Source organism: Pseudactinotalea sp. Z1732, from assembly GCF_049724975.1.
Classification (GTDB): Bacteria; Actinomycetota; Actinomycetes; order Actinomycetales; family Beutenbergiaceae; genus CALKWS01.
In genome coordinates this window covers 764,731-784,332 of the sequence record NZ_JBMPQC010000001.1, presented here as the reverse complement: position 1 = coordinate 784,332, position 19,602 = coordinate 764,731, and the positions used below count along the sequence as shown (strand labels likewise).

Genomic DNA, 19,602 nt, shown 5'->3' with positions numbered 1-19,602 from the left:
AGCCATTCGGAGGCATCGCACTCATCACCCCGGGCGGCCTACCTAGCCGGTCCCTGCACGCACCGGCGCCCCCCGGCCCCGCCGCACCGCCCCTGGTGTCTGGCCGGTGCTTCGGGTGAAGGCGCGCGTGAATGCGGCGGCCGAGCCGTACCCGGATTCCGCGGCGACCTGGCTGACGCTGGCCGTGCCCTCGCGCAGTCGCGCGTGCGCGAGGTTCATCCGCCACCGGGTCAGGTAGCCCATCGGCGGCTCCCCCACCCGTTCGGTGAATTCGGCCGAGAACACCGAGCGCGACATCCTGGCCTCCCGTGCCAGCGCGGCGAGTGTCCATGCGCGTCCCGGGTCGCGGTGGATGGCGACCAGGGCCCGGCCCAGGTGCTCGTCCTGCAGCGCGTTGAGCCACCCGCGGTGCGCGGCCGGGTCGCGGGCGAGCCAGGTGCGGATCGCCTGCACCACCACGATGTCGGCCAAGCGGGTGGTCACCGCCTCACCGCCGGGGCGCAGGTCGGCCAGTTCGGTTGCCATCATCCGCACGATCTCGTGCACCGGCGCGGCTTGTGGGTCGATGCCGGCCTGGATGTGCAACACGGCAGGCAGGTGGCGCAGCAGTTCCCGGGCGGCGGGTTCGTCGAACCCGACGATGCCGCACAGCAGCAGCGACGACGACCCGTCGCCCCCGTAGGTCAGCACCGAGTAGTGCTCGCTGAGGTAGCGCTGCGGGAGCAGGTCCACCCGGCCGGCGGGGCCTGCCCCGGGACTGCTGGCGATGGTGTGCCCGCGCGCGTGCGGAACCACCGCGAGGTCACCGGGCCGCAACGCGATGTCCTCCTCCCCCGGAACCTGCAGCACCGCCGAGCCGGCTGTGAGCACGTGAAAGCTCAGGGTGTCGGCGAACGCGGGCACCTCCAGTGCCCACGGCTCACGCAACTCGTTGCGGCAGTAGAAGGTGCCGCGCATCCGCAGCAGGTGCAGCGCATCGCCCAAGGGGTCAGAGGGTGCCCAGGAGGGGGAATCGACCATGGTGCGATCGTCGCGCGAGTGAGTCCGATCGTCCTCCTTTCCGGACGAACAGTCAAGGATTCCGGCACTTCGGCTATATCTCATCCGGCTCGTAGTTCATAACGTGATCATGCAATCAACTCAGCGCACAGAAGGGCACACCATGTACGTGATCTCAGGAGCCACCGGACGGGTCGGATCGGCCATCGCGGACCGCTTGCTCGAGAACGGCTCACCCGTGCGGGTCCTCGTCCGGCGCCCGGACTCAGCCCAACACTGGGCGGATCGAGGCGCGGAAGCCGTCGTCGTCGACCTGGCCGACCAGGTCGGACTGACGGGGGCGCTGCAGGGTGCCGCCGGGTTCTTCACCTTGCTGCCGTTCAATCCGATGACGACGGACTTCCGTGGCGACATGACGGCCCTGATCTCCTCGATCACCGAGGCGGTGGTCGACGCCCGCGTCCCGCATGTGACACTGCTGTCCTCGGTCGGGGCTCACCTGCCCGAGGGCACCGGACCGATCGCGCCGTTGCATCACCTTGAGAACGCACTGCGCTCGACGACGGCGACCGTCACCGCGGTGCGCCCGGTGCACTTCCAGGAGAAGGTCACCGACGTCCTCGATGCCGCCCGGGAGCAGGGCATCTACCCGGTCTTCGCCGGATCCGCCGACGTGCCGGTGCCGATGGTGGCCACCCGAGATGTCGGCGCCGTCCTGGCCGAGGCGCTGCTGTCGCCCCCGCGGCGCAGCGAGACCATCGCCCTCACCGGTCCCGCCTACCGCGAGCGGGAGATCGCCGAGATCCTTGCCAGGCTGCTCGATCGCGAGTTGGAGGTGATGACACTGCCCAGGGCTGCATGGAAGGACGCGTTCCTGGCCGCGGGCGTCTCGGCCGAAGCCGCCCAGATGCTGGTCGAGCTGCACGAGGCCGGCGACACCGGTCGTCTCGTCCCGCACGGAGACCGCACGGTGCACGGCACAACCGGGATCGAGCAGACGCTCGCCGGGCTCGTCGCGGTGCCCATCTGATGAGCGTGACCCGAAAGTAGGCGCCCCCGGCCGCCCGGCCGCCGGTGAGGTGGTGCGGCTGCGCTCGCTGCTGCGCTCTCCTTCGACCGGCCGGGCCCGCTAGGGACGGACGGATTTCAATGCGGCAGCAGACCGTCCGGAATCATTTCTAGTGTGGTGGAGAACGGAAGGAGTGGCCATGGAACCGTTCCTCAATGCCACACTGGGAGTGCACGTCGTCCGCGCCCCGCAGGATCCGCCGGAGTGGGACCTGATCCATCCGAGGGATCGCACCAATGTCGCGAACCGCCGCATCGGACGACCTCGGCGTGGTGACGTGCCCGGCTGGGGCGCGTAGCCCCCCGTGGGTGGATGCCGGCACCTCGGACGAGTTGAGAATCGGTTCGGCTGACAGCCTAGCCAGGCTTAGCCAAGCCACCTAGAATACGCGGCATGCAGGTCAACGTGCATGAGGCGAAGTCTCAACTTTCACGACTGATCGAGGCCGTTCTGGCGGGCGAGTCGGTCACGATCGCCCGCGCGGGTAAGCCGGTGGTGGACCTCATCGCACACCGGGGCCCAGACGTCACCATCGGGGTTGCGGGATGGGAAGGCTTCCGGGCCGACCCTGCTGTCTTCGATGGCTCCGACGCCCAGATCGCGGATCACTTCTACGGCGAGCCCGCGCCCGACGGCGAGCCCGCGCCGTGAACGGTGTGCTGCTGGACACCAATCCGCTCCTGTGGGTGCTCGCGGGCGATCCGCAACTCGGCACCGGTGCGAGGGCGCACCTCACCACCTCGACTTCGCCCCGCTTCTCCTCGGCATCGGTGCTGGAGATCACCATCAAACAGATGCTAGGCCGCCTCGAGGTACCGGGTGAGGTCGCAGGCGCTGCCGCAGCGGCCGGTCTGGTCGAGCTCCCGTTCCGCTCCCACCATGCCTCCGGTTTGGAGGAGTTCCCCGATCTGGCCAGGCACGACCCGTTCGATCGCATGCTCTTGTCCCAGGCCCGGCACGAGGACCTGCTCCTACTGACCTCTGACCGCCAACTGCTGGAACTCGGTATCGATCGGGTCATCGACGCCCGCCGCTGACCCGCGGCCCCTCGGGCGCTCCCTCCGCGCTCCCGCGGGAGCGTTCACCCCCGTACCTCCGGGCGCTGCCGGTAGCCGTCGAAGGCACGGCCGCGGTTATTGCGTTGCCACCGGCCCGCTGAGCCCTGTTAGCGTCCGGGCCATGAGTGAGAACGCTCCCGTTCGCTGGACGCAAGCCACGGTCTATGCCGACATGTGGGTCGACCCCGACCAGGATCCCCGTGGCAACGTCGCGCCTGACGGCGAGTTACCAACGCTGCTCTACTACCTCGGCCATTACCGCCTCACGCTGGGCATGAAGTGTGAGGGCCTCGACGCCGACCAGCTCGCGCGGCGATCGGTACCGCCGTCGACGCTGTCACTTCTCGGCCTGGTCCGACACATGGCCCGCGTGGAGCAGTCCTGGGGCTCCCGGGTCCTCGGTGGCGAGCCCGTGCAGCCGGTGTTTTCCGGTGACGGCGAGGATCCCGAGTTCGACGGCGCGATCCCCGACCGCACGGTCGTGACCGAGGCTTTCGCGCGATGGGAGGAGCAGATGGCAGGGACCGACGCCGCCATCGCCCGGTTCGACGATCTCGGCGAACGGGTACCGCTGCCGCGTCATGGTGGTCAACAGGTCGCTGTCCGGGACGTCCTGGTGCACCTGATCGAGGAGTACGCACGCCACTGCGGACACGCGGACCTGCTGCGCGAGTGCATCGACGGACGCGTCGGGCAGTGACGACCCACCATTGACGACCGCGGCTCCCAGCCGGTAGCCGCGCCCGGCGTCAGGGCCGTGGCGTGCGGCGGGCCGCCTCGCTGAGCAGGTCAACGACGCCGGCCCGATCCACATCGGCCGGGGTGTGGAACTTGATGTGGCGAGCCCTCTTCCCGGTCCCTTCCAGCAGACCCTCGGTGTCCTCCTCGGCGAGTTCGGCACCGCTTGCGAACATCAGGTTCACATGCCTGGTCTGCGGGGCGATGGCGGCGATCAGGTACTTGTAAGTGCCCGGCTTGAAGGTATAGCCGAGCAGTTTCGCTGCCGGGTCGGCCTCCTCGATGCCGTCCGGGACCGCGTTGACCACCAACGTGCGCAACCGGTTCACGATCTCGCGAACCGGCGCCTCCAGGCCGTTCGTCACCTGCTCGACCCCCTCATCCATCTCCGCTCCTTTGCTCTCCATGGTGGTCATCCGAGGCCCGGGCGATTGACGCCAGGACAGGTCACTCGGGCCTACAAGGATTCGAGATGCCGGCCCGGCAGCCGCCTCACGGCGGAAGGCCGCTCGTAGCGGCGGAGTTTGGAGCCCGGGGGCTTACACCGGGCCGGCACCAGGTGTAACCAACCATTCCCAGTGACTATTCCGGCACCGTGACCCGGCGGCCTGACTCTCACCCCACCCTCTCAGCCCACCGCGGCGAAGGCCCGCACCGGGAACGTCGCCATGCCCCGCACCGCCGGTGGTGCCGCAGTGAACGTGAAGCCCTCGGTGGGCAGGGCGGACAGGCCGGTGAGGTGCTCCACCACCGGGACCCCGGCCGCCAGCAGCACCGTGTGGGCCGGGCGGGTACCGACGCCGGTGTGGTCGATGTTGACCGAGTCGATGCCCACCAGCCGCGCACCGGCCCCGGCCAGGAAGTGCGCGCCGTCCTCGGTCAGGAACGGGTGCTCGGGGTCGCCGTAGGTTCCGGTTCCCCAGTGCCGGTCCCAGCCGGTGCGCAGCAGCACCGCCCGGTCGTGCACGTCCACCCCGTCGAAGGCCTCCGGTCCGATGGCTTCGCCACCGTCGACGACGACGCCGGGCACCATCGCGCACCGGTGCAGTGGCAGCGCGCTCAGGTCGTGCCCCTCCGGGTAGCGGTGGGCGGGGGTGTCCAGGTAGGTGCCGGTGTTGGCCACCATGTCGATGCGCCCGATGGCGAACTCGGTGCCCGGTTCGTATCGGTCGTGGGAGTCGGCGAACGTCAGGTACTCGGTGATCACCGGCCCCGGCAGGCCGGGGTAGGTGATCATCTCCTCGGTCACCGTGTGGCTCAGGTCGATGAGTTCCATGCACGGATCATGCCAGGGCCCGGCCCCAACCGGGCGCGGAGGTAGCGGCCGGTGTGGGTGTCGGTGCGGGCGAGATCAGGAACCGGGCCGGTGAACTGGACGCGACCGCCGTCGTGTCCACCCTCGGGACCAAGATCGATGACGTGGTCGGCTCCGGCCACGATGTCCAGATCGTGCTCGATCACGACGACGGTGCGGCCGTCGTCGACCATCTCGTGCAACAGCGCCAGCAGCCGGCTGGTGTCCTTGGCGTGCAGCCCGGTGGTGGGTTCGTCCAGCACGATGATGCCGGCGTCCTCGGTCAGTTCCCGGGAGAGTTTGAGCCGCTGCCGCTCCCCGCCGGACAGGGTGGTGAAGTTCTGCCCGAGCGCGAGGTAGCCCAGTCCCACCTGGTCGGCTCTCCGCAGGAGAACGGACAGTTTCCTGTCGTGGAAGAACTCCGCCGCGGTCTCCACCGTCATCTCGAAGACGTCGGCGATGGAACGCCCGCCCACGGTGTACTTCAGCACCCCGGCGCGGAACCGCCGCCCCTGACAGGTCTCGCACGTGGTCAGCACCGGGTCGGTGAAGCCCAGGTCCAGGAAGTTCACGCCGGTGCCCTCACACGCCCGGCAGCCGCCGTCGGAGTTCGGGGAGAACAGCGCCGCGGGTTGACCGGTGCGCTTGGCGAAGATGCGGCGGATCTCATCGAGCATCCCGGTCCAGGACGCGGGGGTGGAGCGGCGTGAGCCGTGGATCGGTGCCTGGTCGATGAGGACGGCGTCCGGGGCGGCGACCGGCAGGTGCCCGTGGATGAGGCTCGACTTTCCCGACCCGGCAATTCCGGTCACCACGGTCAGGACGCCGAGAGGGATCTCGACCGTGACGTCCTTGAGGTTGTGGCTCGCGGCGTTCTCGATCCGGACGAAACCCGTGGGCTCGCGTGGCTCCCGGGGCCGCGCCGCCTGCGATCGCAGTGCACTCCCGGTGGGGGTGTCGGCGCGGCGCAGGTCCTCGAAGGAGCCCTGGAAGATCAACTCGCCGCCGTGCACCCCCGCCCCCGGCCCGATCTCGACCACCTGATCGGCAATCTCCATCACCTGCCGGTCGTGCTCGACGACCACGACGGTGTTCCCCTTGTCCCGGAGCACCTGCAGCATCTGCGCCAACCGATGCACGTCGCGGGTGTGCAGTCCGACGGTGGGTTCGTCGAACACGTAGAGCATGTCGTTCAGGGTGCTGCCCAGGTGACGCACCATCTTGACCCGCTGCGCCTCCCCGCCGGACAGCGTCGCCGTCGCCCGGTCCAGACTCAGGTACCCCAGACCAAGGCTGGTCAGGCGTTCCAACTGGGTCACGACGTCGTCCAGCAGGGCATCGAGCGGCCCCAGGTCCCACCCGCGCAGTTGCCCGGCCAGGTCGCCGACCTGCATGGCGTACGCCTGGGGCAGTGTGAGTCCCTCGATCCCGGCGCTGCGGGCCGCCTCGTTGAGCCGGGTCCCGTCGCACTCCGTGCAGGGCCCGAGCGTGACCAGTCGCTCGTAGGCCTTCTTCGCCTCTCCCTTGAGGGTGGTGGGGTCCTTGGCCAGCTGGATCCGGTGGAACCGCACCAGCACGCCCTCGTAGTCCCCGGGCAGGTCGTGGGCGCCGGTCGGTTCCACCTCACCGGCCGCGGCCTCCAGCAACAGGTGCATCTCGCGCATCGAGTACTGCTCGAGCGGAACGTCGACGTCGAACAGGCCCGAGTCGGCATAGCGCCGCCAGGTCAGCGTGCCGGGCCGGTAGTCGGGGTGGGCGAAAGGTCCCTCCCGCAGGGACGCGGAGGTGTCGATGAAGGCATCGACGTCGAGGATCTTCTCCACGCCCAGACCGTGGCACCGCAGGCACATTCCGGCCGGGTCGTTGAAGGAGAAGGCGTTGGCGTGACCGATCGACGGCGTGGCACCGCGGGCGTAGAGCAGCCGCAGGCCGTCCCCGATGTCGGTGATGGTGGCCACGGTCGAGCGGGGCCCGCCGTGCAGGCGCCGCTGGTCGATGACGATCGCGGCCGAGAGGTTCTCGATGTTGTCGGCATCGGGCCGGCCGTAGGAGGGTAGGTAGTTCTGGGCGTAGGCGCTGAAGGTGGCGTTGATCTGACGCTGCGCCTCGGCGGCGATGGTGTCGAAGACCAGGGATGACTTGCCCGACCCGGAGACGCCGACGACGACGATCAGGGACTTCTTACGCAGCTCGAGGCTGATGTCCCTGAGGTTGTTCTGGCGGACGCCGCCCAGGCGGATGGTGCCGGTGGTCATGGTGCTCCTGTGATCGGGGGACGTGGTGACGGAGAGGTGGCTCATGTAGTGCCGGACCGGAAGCCGCGGGCGGCCAGGGGCAGGAAGACGGCGGTCAACACCACCGGCCACACGATGGCCAGGAGCGAGGAGGCCCGTCCGGTGATGACCTGGCCGGGCCAGGTAGCCGAGCCCACCAGGTCGCGCACCGTGGTGGCGGCGGCCGAGACGGGGTTGACCTCGGCGAGGACGCCCAACCACGTGGGCATGGTGCTCGGATCGACGAACACGCTCGACAGCAGCGCCACCGGCCAGACCAGAATCTGGACATAGGCCACCGACTCCACCGACCTCGCGCGGTACCCGATGTGGAAACCCACCCACAACAGCGCGAACCGGAGCAGCAGCAGGACCCCCGCTGCCACTAGGACGGCGGCGAGGGTGGCCTCCGGGCGCCACCCGATGGCCAACCCGAACACGACCATCACCACCAGACCGATGAGCGAACTGAGCATGTCCGCCAGGCACCGGCCCAGCACGATGGCCGCGGAGTTGATCGGGAAGGTGCGGAACCGATCGTTGATTCCCCGGGAGGCGTCCGCCGCCGCGGCCAGGGTGGTGGTTTCCAGCCCGAAGAGCATGGTCACCGCCAGCATCCCCGGCATCAGGAAGTCCAGGTACGCCACGCCGTCGGGCATCTGCAGCGCCCCGCCGAACAGGCCGAGGAACATCAGCGCCACGAACACCGGGAAGAGCCAGGTGATCGCCACCGTCGCCGCTTGGGACTTCCAGCCAGCGATGATTCGCCGGGCCAGGATCAGCGCGGACCGGAGCACCCCCGGTGGTGAGGGCGGGAGGGGGGACACCTCGGATGGCTTGGACACGGCGGTCACCGGCCGGTCTCCCTCACGGTTGCCTCGCTACCGGTCGCGGCTCCGCCGTCAGTCGCGGCTCGGCCTTCGGTCGCGGCCCGGCCATCAGTCGCGGCCCGGCCATCAGTCATCGACAGGAACACCTCGTCCAGGGTGGGCTTGCGCAGCGCCACCTCGACCGGATGAACGTCTTCCTCGGCGAGTTGCCGGACGCAGTCGAGGACGATGTCACGGGCCGTGGTGTGCAGTTCGGTGACGAGGTCCGCCCCGGGCTCGGCGCGGGCGTCGAACCTGGCCAGGATCGGCCGGGCGCGCTCGGCCTGGTCGGGGCCGGCGAACCGGAGCCGGAGCACCGAGTGGCCCAGGCTGTCCTTGAGGTCGTCTGCGCTTCCCTCGGCGACCACCGCCCCGCGAGCCAACAGGACGATGTGGTCGGCCAGCGCGTCCGCCTCCTCCAGGTACTGGGTGGTCAGCAGCACCGTGGTCCCGTGACCGACGAGCCGGCGCAGCGTGTCCCACACATCGCGCCGGGCCGCGGGATCCAGGCCGGTGGTCGGCTCGTCCACGAAGAGGACCGCCGGACGCACGATCATGCCCGCCGCCACGTCCAGGCGGCGCCTCATCCCGCCCGAGAAGGTGCGCACCGGCCGGTCCTTGGCCTCGAGCAGCCCGAACTCCTCCAGCAACGCCCGCGCCCGGGTGGCGGCGTGGGGTTTGTTCAGGCCGCGCAACCGCCCGAACAGGATCAGGTTCTGGGTCGGGCTCAACTGCTCGTCGACGGCGGCTTCCTGGCCGACCAGGGCGATGCGTTCCCGCACCTTCGACGCCTCGGTGCGCACGTCGAAGCCGGCCACCCGGGCCCGGCCGCGGTCGAACCGCAACAGCGTCGACAGCCCGCGCACCGCGGTCGTCTTCCCGGCGCCGTTGTGGCCGAGCAGCGCGAGCACCTGGCCCGGATACACCTGCAGACTCAGGTCTCGTAGGCCGGCCTCATCGCTGCCGGCATCCTCCTGCGTCTCGGCCGGCTCTCGCGCCTTGGCCCGGAACACCTTGCCCACCCGCTGGGCATCGATCGTCGCGTTCATCCACTCCCTCTCACCGCATGTACGCTGTACCGTACATCGTACGAACACGTAAGGTAGAGGGAAATATTCCCTCTGGCAAGGTGGTATCCGCATGGCCGAGCGCACCGGGGCGGGAGATCCCCTGCGCGTGATCCCGTTGCTGTGGCGCCGAGGCGTCAAGACCGGACGCAGCGGCCTGACCCTGGAGGCGATCGTCGACGGCGCCGTGGCTCTCGCCGACACGACCGGGGTCGATCAGTTGTCCATGCGCAAACTCGCCGAGCGGCTCGGCGTCGGCGCGATGACGCTGTACTCCCACGTGCCGGGCAAGGCGGAACTGATCGACCTCATGGTGGACCGGGTGTTCGCCGACGTCACCTACCCAGCCCCAACCACCGACCCGGGCCGGTGGCGCGGTGGACTGGAAACGGTGGCCGAGAGGAACTGGGAACTGCTGGGCCGCCATCGGTGGCTCATCCACGTCGACACCGCCCGCCCCCCACTGGGCCCGGGCACCATCGCCAAGTACGACGCCGAACTGCAGCCGCTCGTGGACACCGGGTTGACCGACGTCCAGATCGACCAGGCGCTGACCCTCATCCTGGAGCATGTGCGATCCAGCGCCCGGTTGGCCTTCGCGACCGCGGCCCCGCCGACGGCCACGGCCGGTGACGGCGCCGCCGACTCACGGGAAGCCTCCGATCTCGAGTGGTGGCACCAGGCCGGTCCCGTCCTCGCCGGGCTCCTGGATACCGGCGACTACCCCTACGCCGCGCGCATCGGGAACGCCGCGGGGCAGGAGTACAACGCACCCGGCGACCCGCACCGGGCCTACCTGTTCGGACTCCAGACCATCCTGGACGGCATCGAAGCGCTCATCGCCCGTCAGCGGGACGAGCGCGACGCCGGTCAGGCGGGGTGACCCCGACGGCGGACCAGGGGCTTGGGCGCATGGGTTACGCCGTCATCGGCCGCGAGGGTGACGGCTGCGGTCAGCGCACCACGGCCCGGCGCACCAGGAGCGCCATGGCCTGCGGATCGTCGCTGTCGAGCACCAGGTCACCCTGGCCCTCACCGCCGCCCTCCCAGTGGAACTCGATGCCGGGGTTGTGCACATCGGAACCGTCGGCGAGGAAGAAGTGCGGGCTGCCCTGCACCGCCTCGTCGCGACCGCGGTAGTCGCGCATCATCTGCCCGCGGGCCCGGCCGTCGTCGAGCGCGGCGGCCAGCGCGTCGGCATCGACCGACTCACACTTTTCGGCCACGGCGAGGATCTCGTGCAGCATGCTGACCGCGCGGCTGCGCGCGAACAACGCCTTGCGCAACGCCATGTCGAGTTCCTCGGCCGCCGCCAGGCTCTGGGCCTTGGCGGCGTGCACCGCCTCGTTGGTCAGCAGTGTGGTGATCGGCCACTGGGATGCGTCCCGCCGCCAGGCCCGGAAGCCGAAAACGGGGACCATCTCGGTGAAGGTGGGGATCTCGGCGTCGACCAGACCCTTCGGCAGCGGCATGGAGTTGACGTCCTCCAGGAGGAACAGCCGGTGGTCCACCCGGACGTGCTCATCCAGGCCCGCTTCGGCGCGGGCGGCGTAGAAGCGGTGCAACTGCACGGTGGCCCACCCGCACGCCACGTCGGTGTAGAGAACCACCGTGCCGGGCTCGACGTGGACAGTCATGACACGTTCCTTCCCTCGCGACTGCTTGCCCTTGGCAGTGTGCCCCGCCCGGGGCCGGTCGGCATCCGCACGGTCCAGCATCCGCGGGACTGCAGCCCTCAGGCCGACGCCGGGAGGCCGGTGAGCCAGTCGCGCACCGCCCCGGCGATGGCGTCCTGATCCTTCTTCAGGCTGTGGTCCCCGGCCACCGTCACCACGGTGCGCTCGGGCGCAGCCGGGGGCATCCCGAACCGGTCCCGCTCGCCCTGCACCACCAGCACCGGCACCCCGGCGCTCTCCAGTTCGGGCAGCCGGGAGGGACGGTCCTTGGGCGGCTGCAACGGGAACGCCAGGCACAACGCCCCGATCGCGCCGAGGTCGGTGGCGGTGCGGCAGGCCACCCGGGCCCCGGAGGACCGGCCGCCGACGACGACGGGCAACCCTGCGAGGGCATCGTGGCGCAGGTGCATGGCGACCTGGGTCCACGCGGTGTCGAGTTGCCGGGCCGGTGCCGGGGCGCGCCGCCCCGCGACCCGGTAGGGCTGTTCGACCAGGGCCACGTGCCAGCCCAGGTCGCCGGCCACACCGGTGGCGGTGAGCAGGTCCGGGGCGCCGACTCCCCCACCGGCGCCGTGGCCGAGCATGAGCAGGCCCCGGGGCTGGTGCGGCGTGGGGCGCAGGAGCACACGGGCCGGACCGCCGTCGGTGTCGATCAGCAGTTCCTGCTCGCGAACCGCATCGGCTTGATCCGTCATGGCTCGATTCTAGGGAGGTCGCGTGCCGGCACGGCGGGGGCCTACTGTTGCCGGCTGGCCATCTCGTTGACCCACAGCGGCACGTACGGCGAGACGCACCCCGGCGGGGTCGGGTAGTCCTTGAGCACTTCCAGCCGCTCGCCGATCTCGATCGCGCGCTCGCGGTGCCCGGGGTGGTGGATCCCGATATGACCCAGGCAGGTGTTCATCGCCCACTGCAACCGCTCGGGCGCGTCCTTCATCTGCGCCTCGATCAGGTCCAGCAGGCCGGGTAGGTCGAGGTCCTCGGGCGCTTTCACCACCTTCTCGCTGGTGAGCGCCCAGCCGGCGCTGGCGACCACGGGGTCGGGGTCGGCGAACCAGATCTGACGGAGTTCCTCGGCGTGCCGGCTCTTCTTGACCAGGTAGTTGACCAGCCAGTCCTGCACCTTGGGTACGCGTGCCTGGCGCAGCATGGTGTCGAGTTCATCGCGGGTCAGATCCTTGGGTCGCAGGATCAGCAGCGCGACCAGCCGGGCGGCGGCGTCCTCGCTCGCCCACAACTCCCGGGCCAGGTCCACCTGCCCGCGCAGCGGTTTGGCCACGCCACGCAGTTTGGTCAGATTCACCCCGTGCTCGTCGCCGTGCTTGGCGTTCACCTCACGGATCCTGGGGTCCTCGAGTTCGGCCAGTTCGGCCATCACCTCGGCCGCCGTGACAGAAGTCGCTACCTGCTGCGCCATGGGACCTCCTGCGCTCTTGCTGGACTGGGAAACAGCCTACTCCGTGCGGTCCTCACCCTGGCTGGGTGGCACTTCGCTGCCCTCGGGCGGCACCGTGCGGTCCTCGCCCGGGCTGGGCGGCACCTCGCCGGCAGCGCCCTGGCTGGTTGGCACCTCGTGGCTGATCCGGAACCGGCGCAGCGGGCCGTTGACGGCGGCGAGGATCGCGATGCCGGCCACCACGGCCAGCCCCCCGGAGGCGGTGGCGAAGGCGGCGCCGGTGAACCCGGCCACCAGGCCACCGCGGAAGTTGCCCAGTTCGGGTCCGGCCACCCCGATCACGTGCTCGACGGAGGTCACCCGTCCGCGGTGGCTGTCCGGGGTGGCCAGTTGCACGGCGGCGCCGCGGGAGACCACCGAGATGGTGTCGGCGGCACCGGCCACCACCAGGGCGGCCAGCGCCAGCCACAACGGACCGACCAGCCCGAATACGGCGATTGCCGCGCCCCAGACACCCGCCGCCCACAACTGCACCACGCCGGGCCGGTCGGAGCGGGTGAAGGTGCCCGAGACCAGGCCCGCCAGGACGCCGCCGGCCCCGATGGCGGTGAGGAACAGCCCCAGGGTCTCGGGGTCACCCCCGAAGCGTTCCTCGTTGATCATCGGGAACAGCGCGATCGGCATCGCGAGCAACGTGGCCACCAGGTCGGTGGCGTAGAGCCCTCGGAGTACCGGCCTGCGTGCGATGAAACGCATCCCGTCCACGACGGCGTGCACGCCGCGTCCGCTGCCGCCACCGGTAGGCGGCATCGCCGGCAGGCGCATGACCGCGTACAGGGCGACCAGATAGGCCACCGCCAGCACAAGGTAGGGCGGGGCCAGGCCCCATTGCCCCAGGATCACCCCGGCCGCGGCCGGGCCGATGAGTGCGGCGAACTGGAAACTCAGGTGCTGCAGCGCGATTCCCGCGGCGACCAGGTCGCGCGCCAACAGGCGCACCGGGAAGGTCCGCATCGCAGGGGCGCCCAGAGCGCCGGCGCCGGCCTGGACAGCCACCAGCAGCAACAGCACCGGCAGGGAGTCCAGGTCCGCGAGCGCCTGCCCGGCCAGGCCCAGCGCGGTGAGCATCTGGACCACCATCGCCGTCCGCACCAGGTTGCGCCGGTCCACAGCATCGGCCAGCACCCCGCCGAACAGGCCGAACACCACCTGCGGGACCGCCCGGGTCAGACCGACCACGCCGGTCCAGATCGGGCTCTCGGTCATCACCCACACCTGGTAGAGCACCGCGACGAGGGTCATGTTGCCCGCCACCGCGGACAACGAGGTCCCGAGCCACAACCGCCGGAAGGGTGCGCTCACCCGCAGGGGGCGAAGATTGACCAGGCGATGTAGCACGCGCGCCACCGTAGCCGCTCACCCTGGTGGCTGCGCCAAGCCTTTCTCCCGGCAACACCGTTCCCCCGGGCCCGATCTCACTCGGTGGACATCCCCGGCGCACCCGAGTCCTTCGTCCGAGGGCTGCGTAACCTCCCTGAGGGCACGGCCGATCCCCGGCTGTGGCCCGCGCCCCGAATTGTCTACCGAACAGAGCCATCATGACCGCCACCGCCACCCGAGCCACCGAGCCCGAGATCGCCAGCATCGGCGTCGCCGGCAGTTGGCAGGCCGGCACCCACACCCGGGTGGACGCCCGCGGCTTCACCCTCGACGTGGACGAGCCTCCCGCGCTGGGCGGGGCCGACGTCGGGGCGAACCCGATCGAGTACGTCCTCACCGGGCTGTCGGGGTGCCTGAGCGTGGTGGTGCAGGTGGTGGCCGCCGAACTGGGCATCACCGTCAGCGGCATCGATTCCACCGCCAACGGAGACCTGGACCTTCGCGGCTTCCGGGGGACCGCCGAGGTGTCCCCGCACTTCCAGAGCGTGGACGTGCAGGTGCACCTGACCACCACCGCCACCGCCGATGAGGTGGCCGAGCTGCGCCGTCAGGTCACCGCCCGCTGCCCGGTGCTGAACCTGATCACCGACGCCGGCGTTGACGTGCGCGAGACCTGGCACGTCAACTGACTCCCTGAACCCAGAGCGCCCGTTCCGGGGTGGTTACGCCTCCAGCACGTTCGGCAGGCCGAACCTGCCGAACAACTCCGGGGTGAAGTGCACGGTCACGTGCGCCACGCCGGCATCGGTGATGCTGAGTTGCTGCAGCTGGAAGGCGCGGAGCGCGCCGTCGGCGGAGCGTATGTACTGCGCCAGCACGGGCTGACCGTTGGCCGATGTCGGCACCATCCGGATGTCTCCGGCACGCTCGGCCGGGCACCAGGTGCCGATCAACGTGCCGACCTGCTGGGCGCCGGAGTACCAGCCCGGGAACGGGGGCATCTCCCACACCACGTCCGCGGCGAGCAGGTCCACGATCGCGGGAATGTCGTAGGCCTCGAAGGCCGCCATGTAAGCCTCCAGCAGCGCCCGGCGGCGCTCGCCGTCGGGCAGCTGCGGAGCCTCGTCGGGGTCGAGCCGGGCCAGTTTCGCCCGGGCTCGCTGCAGGGTGGAGTTCACCCCGGCCACCGTCATGTCCAGCGCCTCGGCCACCTCCCGGGCGTGCCACGCCAGCACCTCCCGCAACAGCAGCACCGCGCGCTGGCGGGCGTTGAGGTGTTGCAGCGCGGCCACGAACGCCAGCCGGACGCTGTCTGCGCTGATAGCCCGGGTGGCGGGGTCATCGTGACCGGAGCCCCAGAGCACCTCATCGGGCATCGGCTCCACCCACGAGACACCGGTCGGCGGATGCGGTTCGTCCGCGGCATCGGCCGCCGGAGCCCCCAGACCGGTGGGCAGGGGGCGGCGGGGCCGCCCCTTCAGATGGGTCAAGCAGGCGTTGGTGGCGATCCGGAACATCCAGGTGCGCAGCGAGGAGCGGTTCTCGAAGCCGTGGTAGGACCGCCAGGCACGCAGGTAGGTCTCCTGGACCAGGTCCTCGGCGTCATGCACCGATCCGGTCATCCGGTAACAGTGCGCCAGGATCTCCCGGCGCATCGGCTCCAGCAGGGCGGCGACGTCAGGGGCACCCGGCCCGGCCTCACGGGTGCCGGCGCCAACGGCGGAGGGCATGACAGCACCGTAGAACTGCAGGCGGGGCGCTGTCACCCCCCGCCGGCGACGGCGGAAGCCGGCGGTGACCACTGGCGGAGAGGGGTGTCACGGGCTGACGCAGAACTCGTTGCCCTCCGGGTCGGTCATCACGTGCCAGGAGTGCAGGCCCTGGCTGTTGGTCTCGAGGTAGCGCGCTCCCCGCGCCACCAAGTCATCGCGGATGCTGTCGATGTCCCCGCCCGAGGTGATGACGTCCACGTGCCAGCGCAGTTTGCCGACCTTGGGCTCGGGAACCTCCTGGAACACGATCCGCTGCCGGTCCAGTTGACCGGCTTCGGCTTCGGGGCAGATCGCGGCCGCCCCGCGCCAGACCCGTTCGCCGCGGAACATCTGCGTGTCGGCGTCGGTGGCGAAGCCTTGGTCGATCATCGACTGCACGAAGTCGGGATCGGTGGGCTCGACCTGCCACCCCACCAGGGTCTGCGCCCACCAGTGGGCCTGGGCGTGGGCGTCGCGGCAGTCGACGTTGATCTGGATTCGGTAGGGGCCGGGCATCGGTGCCTCCTTATTCGATTGCGTCGGCGCGGCAGTCCCGGTTCGGGACACCGGCTCAAGGGGCCACCATTGTGGCGGCCACCTCTGACACCGGCCCGCCCCGGGGTCTGGCGATCCTCGATATCCTGGTTCGGTCTTGCCCTGCCCTCCCCCACCAGTGCGGCGCCACAGTCTCGGAGGATGCGTGTCCAGGCCCCACCCCGCGGCCGGAGCCACCGAGCTGCCCGGCCACCGCGACCATGGCCCCACCGCGAGCCCGACCGGCGACCAGGAGCGCGTGAGCCGCACCGGGATCCTGCGCCGCACGATCCTTGCCATCACCGCCCTGTGGGTCGCGGTGATGCTGGTGTGGTCGGTGCTGCTGCCGACCTACCGCTCACCCGATGAGGTCGGGCACGTCTCCAACAGCTACGCCCTGCTGGAGAACGGGGAGTGGCCGGGATACCAGGAACTGGAACTCCTCACCTGGGTGGTGCAGGCCCGCCCACCCGAGCACGCCGGCTACCAGGCACTGACCACCGACACCACCGACCTGGCACCCTCCTTCGCTGACCTGCGCGAGCAGAACCTCGGCAGCCCCTGGTCCGGGGAGATCAGCACCACCGGGCAGCACCCACCGGGCTACCACGCACTCCTCGCCGGCGCCCTCGCGGTACTCCCGGCCGATGTTCCCGCCCACGTCACCGTCTGGTGGCTGCGGCTGGGCAACGTCGCCCTGCTCGCACCACTGCCCTTGCTGCTCGCCCTCGGTGCCCGCCGGCTGCGCGCACCCCCGGCGGCGGTGGTCGCAGCCGCTGCCTTCCCCCTGCTCATCCCCCAACTCGGCACGCTCGGGGCCGCGGTCAGCAACGACAACCTCATGATCCTCACCGCCACCGCGGCCACGATCCTGGCCGTGCACGCCGCGACCGGTGACATGCGGCGCCGTATCGCGGTCGGTGCCGGGGTGGTGCTCGCCGCCGCGCTGTTCACCAAGGCCTTCGCGCTCCTGCTGGTGCCGCTGATCGGCCTGGCCTATCTCCTCGGTGGATGGCGAGCGGGCGCCCTCACCCAAGCGGTCCGACGGCTCGGCCTCATCGCCGCCCTCGCCGCCACCACCGGGTGGTGGTGGGTCGCCAACCTGTTCCGGTACGGGACCGTGCAGCCCGCCGGTCACTACCCCCCGCGACCCGAAGGCCCGCTCGACCCGCTCCAGACGCTGCCGGACTTCCTCCTCGAGATCGCGATCCGGGTGCCGGGTCGCTTCTTCTCCTCCCTGGCCATCCAGATCGGACAGCAGCCACCCCCGTTTCCCTACTGGATGACCACGGGCCTGTTCGCGCTGCTGCTCCTGCTCGCCGTCGTCGTGCTCGTCCGCACCGCCTCCTTCGGGATGCGGCGCGCCGACACCGCCTTACTGCTGCTGCCGTTCGCGGCATCCTTCGCCGCGATGATCTCCGGGGTCTGGCCGCTGCACCTGCAGACCGGCCTGATGGTGGGACTGCAGGGGCGGTACCTGTACACCGGGCTCGCCGGGCTGGTGCTCGTGGTGGTGCTCGGCGTCGCCGCGATGCTGCCGCGCAGGGCGCGCTGGGCGGTTCCCGGGGTGATCCTCGCCGGCGGCGGGCTGTACACGCTGCTGAGCATGCGCAAGGTCGCCGGTTTCCACTGGGCCGAACGTGACTCCGCGCTCGGGGACGCGATGGAGGCGCTGCAGGCCTGGGCCCCTGCCCCCGATGCGGTGCTGTGGCTCATCGCACTCGCCGCGGCTGGGGCTGCGGTGTGGGTCGTCGCCTCGACGGTGACGACGGCGCGCCGCGACCTCGCTGCCGCCGCCCCGGTCAGGGCGTAACAGGTTCGTATGGGTGCCCGGCCTCACGTGGCGGACGACGACGGCGAGGGGAGAGTGCGACGTCGTGCACCCTGACGTGGCGCCCGGGCAGGCGCCCCGGCGTGCTCGCAGCCGGATGCCCCGCGCGGTGGTGGTGCTCACCGCGGTCTGGGTGGCGTCCCTGCTGCTGTGGTCGGTGCTGCTGCCCACCTTCCGCTCCGCCGATGAGAGCTGGCACGTCTCGGCCGCCTACTACCAGCTCGAGACCGGGGACTGGCCCGGCTTCCAGCAGATGCCCGAGTTGTGGTGGGTGATCGAGGCCACCCCGCCCGGTCACGGCGACTATGAGCCGCTGCCGGCCCAGGGCCCGCCCGGGGCCGACGCCTCGTTCACCGAGCGGCGCGATGAGACCGTGGCCACCTCAGAGCCTGCGACCAACCGGGCCGGGCAGCACCCGCCGCTGTACTACGCATTGCTCGGGATGGTGATCGAGGTGGCGCCGTCACAGGTGCCGGCCGCCCAGACCGTCTGGACGCTGCGCCTGGTCAGCGTGGCGCTGCTCGGCCCGCTGCCCCTGCTGCTGGCCCACGGGGCGCGGCGCCTGGGCGGCAACCGGCCGGTGACGATCATCGCCGCGGCGCTACCGCTGACGGTGCCGCAACTCGGCGCCCTGGGCGGGGCGGTGAACAACGACAACCTCCTCATCGCCGCGGCCGCCGCCACCACCGTGCTGGTCACCCACACCCTCTCCGGGGATCTGCGCTACCGGATCGCGGCGCTGACCGGGCTGGCGCTCGCGGTCGCGCTGCTGTCCAAGGCGTTCGCGCTGGTGCTGGTGCCGTTCGTGGTGCTCGCCTATCTGGTCGCCGGCCGGCGGTTCGGGCGGTTCGGCGCTGCCCTGCGCGGGCTCGCCCTGGCCGGTGCGGTGGCCGCGCTCGGCGGGTGGTGGTGGGTGGTCAACCTGCTGCGGTACGGCACCGTGCAGCCGGCCGGGCACTCCCGGCCGCGCCCCGACGGTCCCCTTGGCATCGCCGAAGCGCTGCCCGGGTATGCCGCCGAGGCGGCAACGCTGATCCCGATGAGGTTCTGGGCGACCCTGTCGATCAAACGCGGTGACCTGCCGCCCCCGTTTCCCTACGCCTTGACCATCACCTTGTTCGTGGTCCTCGTCGCGGCACTGGTGGCCATCCCGTTGCTCGCCCGCCGGTTCCCGGGCCTGCGCGCTCTGGACGCGGTGGTGCTGGTGGTGCCGTTCTTCGCCTCCCTGGCGTTGGTGCTCGCGGGCACCTTCGGGCTTTACCGGGAGACGGGCCTGGCGGCGGGGCTGCAGGGCCGCTACCTGTATGTGGGCCTGGCGGGGGCGTTCGTCGTGCTGGCCCTGGCTGCGGGGTGGCTGCCCCGTCGTTATCAGCGGTTCGTGCCGATCCTGGTCACCCTGGGTGCCCTGGTGTTCCTGGCGGTGAGCATGCGCAAGGTGCTCGGCTTCCACTGGGCCACTCGGGACTCCACGATGGCCGACGGCGTCGCGGCCCTGCGGGCGTGGAGTCCGGTGCCGGATGTGGTGCTGGCGCTGATCGCGCTGGTGGGGGTGGTCGCGGCGCTCTGGGCGCTCATCGAGGTGTGGCCGGGGCGACTGCGCGAGGCCTCGGGCGCACCCGAGGCGACCTCCGCCGTCGAGCACCACACGACGGACGGCGACCAGTAGC

Annotated in this window: 21 protein-coding genes; 9 read left to right on the top strand and 12 right to left on the bottom strand. The window is 70.7% G+C overall.

Annotated features, from left to right (window positions below):
* Positions 1 to 42 precede the first annotated feature (42 nt).
* Positions 43 to 1,020, bottom strand: coding sequence for an AraC family transcriptional regulator (locus tag ACPL7H_RS03685; RefSeq protein WP_424795745.1), 978 nt, complete (start codon positions 1,018 to 1,020; stop codon positions 43 to 45).
* Positions 1,021 to 1,129: 109 nt separating this feature from the next.
* Here ACPL7H_RS03685 and ACPL7H_RS03680 point away from each other — a divergent pair, with 109 nt between their 5' ends.
* The 5 genes from ACPL7H_RS03680 to ACPL7H_RS03660 all read left to right on the top strand — a co-directional run bounded on the left by ACPL7H_RS03680 (position 1,130) and on the right by ACPL7H_RS03660 (position 3,826).
* The gene (locus ACPL7H_RS03680) at positions 1,130 to 2,029 is read left to right on the top strand and encodes an NmrA family NAD(P)-binding protein (protein WP_424795744.1); all 900 of its coding nucleotides are present in this window, start codon (positions 1,130 to 1,132) and stop codon (positions 2,027 to 2,029) included.
* 178 nt (positions 2,030 to 2,207) lie between these two features.
* A complete protein-coding gene (locus ACPL7H_RS03675; protein ID WP_424795743.1) occupies positions 2,208 to 2,366 on the top strand; it encodes a hypothetical protein in 159 nt (52 codons plus the stop codon).
* 95 nt (positions 2,367 to 2,461) lie between these two features.
* Positions 2,462 to 2,719, top strand: coding sequence for a type II toxin-antitoxin system Phd/YefM family antitoxin (locus ACPL7H_RS03670; RefSeq protein WP_424795742.1), 258 nt, complete (start codon positions 2,462 to 2,464; stop codon positions 2,717 to 2,719).
* Positions 2,716 to 3,105: a type II toxin-antitoxin system VapC family toxin gene (locus ACPL7H_RS03665; protein WP_424795741.1), complete on the top strand. Its 390-nt coding sequence runs from the start codon at positions 2,716 to 2,718 to the stop codon at positions 3,103 to 3,105. The genes ACPL7H_RS03670 and ACPL7H_RS03665 overlap by 4 nt, the downstream gene beginning before the upstream one ends.
* A 142-nt stretch (positions 3,106 to 3,247) precedes the next feature.
* Positions 3,248 to 3,826: a DinB family protein gene (locus tag ACPL7H_RS03660; protein WP_424795740.1), complete on the top strand. Its 579-nt coding sequence runs from the start codon at positions 3,248 to 3,250 to the stop codon at positions 3,824 to 3,826.
* A 49-nt stretch (positions 3,827 to 3,875) separates the two neighbouring features.
* Here ACPL7H_RS03660 and ACPL7H_RS03655 read toward each other — a convergent pair whose 3' ends face one another.
* From ACPL7H_RS03655 to ACPL7H_RS03635, 5 genes are all read right to left on the bottom strand, one after another.
* On the bottom strand, positions 3,876 to 4,250 hold the full coding sequence (locus tag ACPL7H_RS03655) for a DUF1801 domain-containing protein (RefSeq protein WP_424795739.1): 375 nt from the start codon (positions 4,248 to 4,250) through the stop codon (positions 3,876 to 3,878).
* A 242-nt stretch (positions 4,251 to 4,492) separates the two neighbouring features.
* Positions 4,493 to 5,140, bottom strand: coding sequence for a cyclase family protein (locus ACPL7H_RS03650; protein WP_424795738.1), 648 nt, complete (start codon positions 5,138 to 5,140; stop codon positions 4,493 to 4,495).
* Entirely contained in the window at positions 5,122 to 7,413 is a 2,292-nt protein-coding gene (locus ACPL7H_RS03645) for an ATP-binding cassette domain-containing protein (protein ID WP_424795737.1), read from the bottom strand. Before ACPL7H_RS03645 ends, ACPL7H_RS03650 begins: the two co-directional genes overlap by 19 nt.
* A gap of 41 nt (positions 7,414 to 7,454) precedes the next feature.
* Complete coding sequence (locus ACPL7H_RS03640) at positions 7,455 to 8,276, bottom strand: ABC transporter permease (RefSeq protein ID WP_424795736.1); 822 nt, start codon at positions 8,274 to 8,276, stop codon at positions 7,455 to 7,457.
* A gap of 5 nt (positions 8,277 to 8,281) precedes the next feature.
* A complete protein-coding gene (locus ACPL7H_RS03635; RefSeq protein WP_424795735.1) occupies positions 8,282 to 9,349 on the bottom strand; it encodes an ATP-binding cassette domain-containing protein in 1,068 nt (355 codons plus the stop codon).
* Positions 9,350 to 9,440: 91 nt separating this feature from the next.
* Between ACPL7H_RS03635 and ACPL7H_RS03630 the strand changes: the two genes are divergently transcribed.
* Entirely contained in the window at positions 9,441 to 10,250 is an 810-nt protein-coding gene (locus ACPL7H_RS03630; protein ID WP_424795734.1) for a TetR/AcrR family transcriptional regulator, read from the top strand.
* A 70-nt stretch (positions 10,251 to 10,320) separates the two neighbouring features.
* On the opposite strand, the gene ACPL7H_RS03625 is transcribed toward ACPL7H_RS03630, so the two are convergent.
* The 4 genes from ACPL7H_RS03625 to ACPL7H_RS03610 form a co-directional block, all read right to left on the bottom strand.
* On the bottom strand, positions 10,321 to 11,004 hold the full coding sequence (locus ACPL7H_RS03625; protein WP_424795733.1) for a DsbA family protein: 684 nt from the start codon (positions 11,002 to 11,004) through the stop codon (positions 10,321 to 10,323).
* 98 nt (positions 11,005 to 11,102) lie between these two features.
* Complete coding sequence (locus tag ACPL7H_RS03620) at positions 11,103 to 11,738, bottom strand: alpha/beta family hydrolase (protein WP_424795732.1); 636 nt, start codon at positions 11,736 to 11,738, stop codon at positions 11,103 to 11,105.
* A gap of 41 nt (positions 11,739 to 11,779) precedes the next feature.
* Complete coding sequence (locus ACPL7H_RS03615; protein ID WP_424795731.1) at positions 11,780 to 12,460, bottom strand: DNA alkylation repair protein; 681 nt, start codon at positions 12,458 to 12,460, stop codon at positions 11,780 to 11,782.
* Between the two features lie 36 nt (positions 12,461 to 12,496).
* Positions 12,497 to 13,837 (bottom strand): MFS transporter, encoded by a 1,341-nt coding sequence (locus ACPL7H_RS03610; protein WP_424795730.1) that lies wholly within the window; start codon positions 13,835 to 13,837, stop codon positions 12,497 to 12,499.
* A gap of 200 nt (positions 13,838 to 14,037) precedes the next feature.
* Here ACPL7H_RS03610 and ACPL7H_RS03605 point away from each other — a divergent pair, with 200 nt between their 5' ends.
* Positions 14,038 to 14,508, top strand: a complete 471-nt coding sequence (locus tag ACPL7H_RS03605; RefSeq protein WP_424795729.1) for an OsmC family protein — start codon at positions 14,038 to 14,040, stop codon at positions 14,506 to 14,508.
* 33 nt (positions 14,509 to 14,541) lie between these two features.
* On the opposite strand, the gene ACPL7H_RS03600 is transcribed toward ACPL7H_RS03605, so the two are convergent.
* Together ACPL7H_RS03600 and ACPL7H_RS03595 are read right to left on the bottom strand one after the other, a co-directional pair.
* Entirely contained in the window at positions 14,542 to 15,549 is a 1,008-nt protein-coding gene (locus ACPL7H_RS03600; protein WP_424795728.1) for a sigma-70 family RNA polymerase sigma factor, read from the bottom strand.
* Between the two features lie 87 nt (positions 15,550 to 15,636).
* Positions 15,637 to 16,086, bottom strand: a complete 450-nt coding sequence (locus tag ACPL7H_RS03595; protein WP_424795727.1) for a VOC family protein — start codon at positions 16,084 to 16,086, stop codon at positions 15,637 to 15,639.
* Positions 16,087 to 16,270: 184 nt separating this feature from the next.
* Between ACPL7H_RS03595 and ACPL7H_RS03590 the strand changes: the two genes are divergently transcribed.
* Positions 16,271 to 17,917 carry a glycosyltransferase family 39 protein gene (locus ACPL7H_RS03590; protein ID WP_424795726.1) on the top strand — a complete coding sequence of 549 codons (1,647 nt, stop codon included), beginning with the start codon at positions 16,271 to 16,273 and terminating at the stop codon, positions 17,915 to 17,917.
* Positions 17,918 to 17,981: 64 nt separating this feature from the next.
* Entirely contained in the window at positions 17,982 to 19,601 is a 1,620-nt protein-coding gene (locus tag ACPL7H_RS03585) for a DUF2142 domain-containing protein (RefSeq protein WP_424795725.1), read from the top strand.
* The last annotated feature ends 1 nt before the right edge of the window (position 19,602 follow it).

Excerpts from the sequence above, each read along its gene's own strand:
- ACPL7H_RS03630 (WP_424795734.1), top strand. The coding sequence starts at position 9,441 with ATGGCCGAGCGCACCGGGGCGGGAGATCCCCTGCGCGTGATCCCGTTG.
- ACPL7H_RS03670 (WP_424795742.1), top strand. The coding sequence starts at position 2,462 with ATGCAGGTCAACGTGCATGAGGCGAAGTCTCAACTTTCACGACTGATC.
- ACPL7H_RS03675 (WP_424795743.1), top strand. The coding sequence starts at position 2,208 with ATGGAACCGTTCCTCAATGCCACACTGGGAGTGCACGTCGTCCGCGCC.
- ACPL7H_RS03625 (WP_424795733.1), bottom strand. The coding sequence starts at position 11,004 with ATGACTGTCCACGTCGAGCCCGGCACGGTGGTTCTCTACACCGACGTG.
- ACPL7H_RS03595 (WP_424795727.1), bottom strand. The coding sequence starts at position 16,086 with ATGCCCGGCCCCTACCGAATCCAGATCAACGTCGACTGCCGCGACGCC.
- ACPL7H_RS03605 (WP_424795729.1), top strand. The coding sequence starts at position 14,038 with ATGACCGCCACCGCCACCCGAGCCACCGAGCCCGAGATCGCCAGCATC.
- ACPL7H_RS03600 (WP_424795728.1), bottom strand. The coding sequence starts at position 15,549 with ATGCCCTCCGCCGTTGGCGCCGGCACCCGTGAGGCCGGGCCGGGTGCC.
- ACPL7H_RS03685 (WP_424795745.1), bottom strand. The coding sequence starts at position 1,020 with ATGGTCGATTCCCCCTCCTGGGCACCCTCTGACCCCTTGGGCGATGCG.
- ACPL7H_RS03680 (WP_424795744.1), top strand. The coding sequence starts at position 1,130 with ATGCAATCAACTCAGCGCACAGAAGGGCACACCATGTACGTGATCTCA.
- ACPL7H_RS03645 (WP_424795737.1), bottom strand. The coding sequence starts at position 7,413 with ATGACCACCGGCACCATCCGCCTGGGCGGCGTCCGCCAGAACAACCTC.
- ACPL7H_RS03635 (WP_424795735.1), bottom strand. The coding sequence starts at position 9,349 with ATGAACGCGACGATCGATGCCCAGCGGGTGGGCAAGGTGTTCCGGGCC.
- ACPL7H_RS03615 (WP_424795731.1), bottom strand. The coding sequence starts at position 12,460 with ATGGCGCAGCAGGTAGCGACTTCTGTCACGGCGGCCGAGGTGATGGCC.
- ACPL7H_RS03620 (WP_424795732.1), bottom strand. The coding sequence starts at position 11,738 with ATGACGGATCAAGCCGATGCGGTTCGCGAGCAGGAACTGCTGATCGAC.
- ACPL7H_RS03660 (WP_424795740.1), top strand. The coding sequence starts at position 3,248 with ATGAGTGAGAACGCTCCCGTTCGCTGGACGCAAGCCACGGTCTATGCC.
- ACPL7H_RS03655 (WP_424795739.1), bottom strand. The coding sequence starts at position 4,250 with ATGGATGAGGGGGTCGAGCAGGTGACGAACGGCCTGGAGGCGCCGGTT.
- ACPL7H_RS03650 (WP_424795738.1), bottom strand. The coding sequence starts at position 5,140 with ATGGAACTCATCGACCTGAGCCACACGGTGACCGAGGAGATGATCACC.